Annotated in this window: 5 protein-coding genes; all 5 read right to left on the bottom strand. The window is 48.3% G+C overall.

The annotated features are described in order from the left end of the window. Nucleotides 1–567 (bottom strand): phosphoribosylamine--glycine ligase (locus tag A3751_RS16670; protein WP_156492561.1); only part of this gene is annotated, 567 nt, incomplete at its 3' end. Between the two features lie 89 nt (nt 568–656). Next, on the bottom strand, nt 657–1,067 hold the full coding sequence (locus A3751_RS16665) for a thioesterase family protein (protein ID WP_082873377.1): 411 nt from the start codon (nt 1,065–1,067) through the stop codon (nt 657–659). Between the two features lie 91 nt (nt 1,068–1,158). Next, the gene (purH, locus tag A3751_RS16660) at nt 1,159–2,736 is read right to left on the bottom strand and encodes a bifunctional phosphoribosylaminoimidazolecarboxamide formyltransferase/IMP cyclohydrolase (protein ID WP_068458059.1); all 1,578 of its coding nucleotides are present in this window, start codon (nt 2,734–2,736) and stop codon (nt 1,159–1,161) included. A 75-nt stretch (nt 2,737–2,811) separates the two neighbouring features. Further along, nucleotides 2,812–3,096 carry a DNA-binding transcriptional regulator Fis gene (gene fis, locus A3751_RS16655; protein ID WP_369819912.1) on the bottom strand — a complete coding sequence of 95 codons (285 nt, stop codon included), beginning with the start codon at nt 3,094–3,096 and terminating at the stop codon, nt 2,812–2,814. Between the two features lie 8 nt (nt 3,097–3,104). Beyond that, nucleotides 3,105–4,094, bottom strand: a complete 990-nt coding sequence (gene dusB / locus A3751_RS16650; protein ID WP_082863337.1) for a tRNA dihydrouridine synthase DusB — start codon at nt 4,092–4,094, stop codon at nt 3,105–3,107. Nucleotides 4,095–4,230 lie beyond the last annotated feature (136 nt).

The following is a 4,230-nucleotide window of genomic DNA, read 5'->3' as shown; positions in this document are numbered from 1 at the left end:
AAACTCTTCTATGACGACCCTGCATCCAGCTTCACCAAAAGCGTTTCCAGATAGCATGTCTTTCACAGCGGCTTCTGCTTCATCCAGTGTCATCGCGACGATCACGCCTTTGCCAGCGGCAAGGCCGTCCGCTTTAACAACGATAGGGGCGCCCACTTTCTTAAGATAGGCAAGCGCTTCATCGACTTGCGTAAAGTTCTGGTAGTCCGCAGTAGGAATATGGTGTCTGGCTAGAAAGTCTTTTGTGAATGCTTTTGAGCCCTCGAGTTGCGCGGCTCCTTTGCTTGGTCCGAAGCACGCAAGACCCTGCGTTTCAAAGTAGTCGACGATGCCCTCTACAAGAGGCGCTTCCGGACCGATTACGGTGAGGGAGACATCATTCTCTTTGGCAAATTGAGCGAGCTTCTCAAACTCCATGACATCAATCGCGACATTCTGTAATTTTTCATCTGTCGCGGTGCCGGCATTTCCCGGTGCAACAAATACAGCTTTAACGTCATTGTCTTGTGCGATTTTCCACGCGAGCGCGTGTTCTCTACCGCCGCTTCCTACAACTAAAACATTCATGAATTCAGGCCTTTGGCATGTTTTTTAGGGGCGAAAGGATAACTGAGATGAAAGGTTAGATCAAAGAGACTGCAGTGAGCGTTTGTTGACTAGAAAACCTGAGCGATCTGTTCTAGTTTTTCGCGTGCCTTGCCTTCTATGCTAGTTGCCTTCAGCGTACCTTTGTCCATAAGAACAAAAGTATGTTCTGCCTCAGCTATTTTTTTGTCTCCGCCGTCTGTAAAAATTGTTTGTTGGACTTTACAGCTCGATGTACCGATTTTCATCACTTTGGTCTGAACCTCGAGCATGTCGCCCAGCATACACGGACGCCTGTAATCGACGTTGCTGTTTACTAGGGTGAGGGCGAGTTCAAGCTCGGAAAAAAACTCAATAGCGTTGTAGTTTTCAAAAAGACGCCAGCGAGCTTCCTCCATAAAGGTATTGTAAGCGTTGATATTCATATGACCATATTGGTCAAGATGGTATCCACGGACTGTAAAGCGAGCGTAATCTGACACGAGAAACTACCTGGCAAATTATGAAATGAATCTGTTGAGATAGTATAGGTGAACAAGGTTCAAAGGAAGCCGCTCGTGTCATCAATTACGATTAGTGTCTAAAGTGTCTCATGCCGGTGAAGATCATCGCCATTTCGTGCTCGTCAGCCGCTTTGATGACCTCTTCATCTCGCATCGAACCGCCTGGTTGAATCACGCAAGCAATACCAGCGTCTGCCGCGTTATCAATGCCGTCCCGAAAAGGGAAAAATGCATCTGAGGCCATCACGGAGCCAGCTACTTTAAGGCCAGCATGTTCTGCCTTGATTGCCGCAATACGAGCTGAATTTACACGGCTCATCTGGCCTGCACCAACACCCACTGTTTGTAGATTCTTGCCATACACAATGGCGTTTGACTTCACCATCTTTGCAACTTTCCAGGTGAATAATGCATCTCGTAACTCGTCTTCGGTTGGTTGACGGCGACTAACTACCTTAATCTCACCAAGATTGATCATTCCTAAGTCGCGCTCTTGAACAAGGATTCCGCCATTAACGCGTTTGTAATCCATCGCAGGACTTGCTTTCGTTAGCGTTCCACAAACAAGTAGGCGAACATTTTTCTTGGTGCTTACCGCTGCAATTGCTTCGTTACTTGCAGACGGCGCGATAATTACCTCGACAAATTGTCGATCAACAATCGCTTGCGCGGTTTTTCCATCAAGCTCTCTGTTAAAGGCGATGATGCCGCCGAAAGCCGACTCAGGATCGGTCGCGTAGGCATTTTCATAAGCGGTATGGATGTTTTCCGCTTCAGAGACTCCGCATGGGTTCGCGTGCTTGACGATTACGCAGGCAGGCTCGTTAAACAGCCGAACGGTCTCAAGTGCGGCGTCGGTATCTGCAATGTTGTTATAGGATAGCTCTTTACCTTGGAGTTGCTTTGAGTTCGCAATGCACGCGTCTTGAATATTTTCTTCAACGTAGAATGCACTTGCTTGATGGGGGTTTTCGCCATAACGCATGTCTTGTGCTTTGTTGAAGTTTAGATTGATTGTGCGCGGTAGCTTGCTGCAGCCGCCTTTTACGCGTTCTCCAAAGTAATTGGCAATCGCGCTATCGTAGGCCGCGGTATGCTCATAGGCCTTAATTGCGAGATCAAAGCGAGTATCGAAACGGGTGCAGCCGTTGTTGGCGCGTAATTCTTCGGTTAGTGGGGCATAATCTGCCGCATTCACGACGATATTCACAAATGCGTGGTTCTTCGCTGCGGCACGGACCATGGTTGGGCCACCGATGTCTATATTTTCAACTGCGTCATCCATAGAGCAGTCTTCTTTTGCAACGGTTTGTGCAAACGGATAAAGATTCACGATCACCATGTCGATTGCATCAATACCATGCTCTAACATGACAGCATCGTCTTGGCCTCGACGGCCCAGGATGCCACCATGTACTTTGGGGTGAAGTGTCTTCACTCGACCGTCCATCATTTCAGGGAAGTTGGTATAGCTAGAAACTTCAGTGACGGGCACGCTTTCTTTCTGAAGAAGATTAAAGGTGCCGCCGGTAGAAAGAATTTCTACTCCTAAATCGACAAGTTCTTTTGCGAACTCAACAATTCCGGTTTTGTCGGAGACGCTGATTAGGGCGCGTTTAACGGGTGCTAGGCGAGGGTCGGTCGTCATACTTAATTCCAATTTTACTTCTGCTTAGAACGTAAAAGGGCGAGATAATCCCGCCCTTTTTTGATGCTTTTCGTTTTACAGTAAACCGTATTGCTTTAACTTCTTGCGAAGCGTACCTCTATTAAGGCCAAGCAAAACGGAGGCTTTAGTTTGGTTGTTACGGGTGTACTTTAGTACCTGCTCGAGAAGAGGTGCTTCTACTTCAGTAAGCACTAGTTGGTAAACGTCGGTCACAGGCGCGCCGTCTAGTTGAGCAAAATAGTTGCTCAGCGCTTTCTCTACCTCGTCACGCAAGGTTGTTCCGCCTTCTGCCGCTGGGCCGATTTGTGTTTGTTGTGCTTCGTGGTTGTCGGCTAGCATTTGAGAACTCATGCTGCTGCTTCTCCTTGGGTAAGTGACTGCTCAAAGTAACTGGTTATAGCTTCAAGCTGTTCGTTAGTTGAATCAATGGTGTTAAAAATCTTTCTAAACGCTTTACCATCTGGTCGTGTTTGCAAATACCAGGCAACATGTTTGCGTGAGATCCGGACTCCCATGACATCGCCATAGAAGGAGTGAAGTTCACTGACATGTTGCAGCATAATTGCTTTTTGCTCTTCGGTAGCGCGCGGCGGCAAATGAGTCCCTTTTGCCAGGAAGTGCTCTATTTCTTCAAAAATCCATGGTTTTCCCTGAGCCGCGCGTCCTATTAGCAGTCCGTCCGCTCCGGTGAAGTTCAAGACCTGTTTTGCCTTTTCGGGAGAGGTGATATCTCCGTTTGCAAACACCGGAATTGAAACGGCTTGCTTGACCGCGCGTATCGTGTCGTACTCCGCCTCACCCCTATAGGCGCAGGCTCTGGTTCGGCCGTGAACAGCCAAAGCCTGAATGCCTGAGTCTTCCGCCATTCGGGCTATTGTTTCTGCGTTTTTGCTTTGTTGATCCCAGCCAGTTCTGATCTTGAGCGTTACTGGGATTTCTACTGCATTCACAACGGCGTTTAAGATGTCTTTGACAAGCGCTTCATCTTTCATCAAAGCGGAACCCGCGGCTTTATTGCACACTTTCTTGGCCGGGCAGCCCATATTGATATCAATAATTTGGGCGCCTTGATCGGCATTAAGCTTTGCTGCAAGTGCCAGCATCTGGGCATCGCCGCCAGCAATTTGAACCGATATTGGGGCTTTTTCGCCCTCGTGGTCCAAACGATGTTTCGATTTGCGGGTTTTCCAAAAGCTTGGGTCGGCGATGACCATCTCCGAGACCGCAAGACCCGCACCATATTGTCGGCAAAGTTGGCGAAACGGTCTGTCCGTCACACCGGCCATTGGCGCAAGGATCAAGTTGTTACGAAGTTTGTAAGGGCCAATCTGAACCACAAATCAAAAGCTCTGGGCTGCCGAAAAAGGACGCAAATAATACTCCTCTCGGGCGACCTGTTAAAGACGCAATGTGGGCTTTTTTTTGGTTATATTTTGTTCGAGGTGGTTGACAATTGAGCGGGGCAGCGTTCCA

Source organism: Oleiphilus sp. HI0080 (assembly GCF_001635135.1).
Note: the sequence above shows the minus strand (reverse complement) of the source record. Positions and strands in the feature narration are given on the sequence as shown.

Coding starts and splice junctions, on each gene's coding strand:
- fis (WP_369819912.1), bottom strand. CDS start 3,096: ATGCTAGCCGACAACCACGAAGCACAACAAACACAAATCGGCCCAGCG.
- purH (WP_068458059.1), bottom strand. CDS start 2,736: ATGACGACCGACCCTCGCCTAGCACCCGTTAAACGCGCCCTAATCAGC.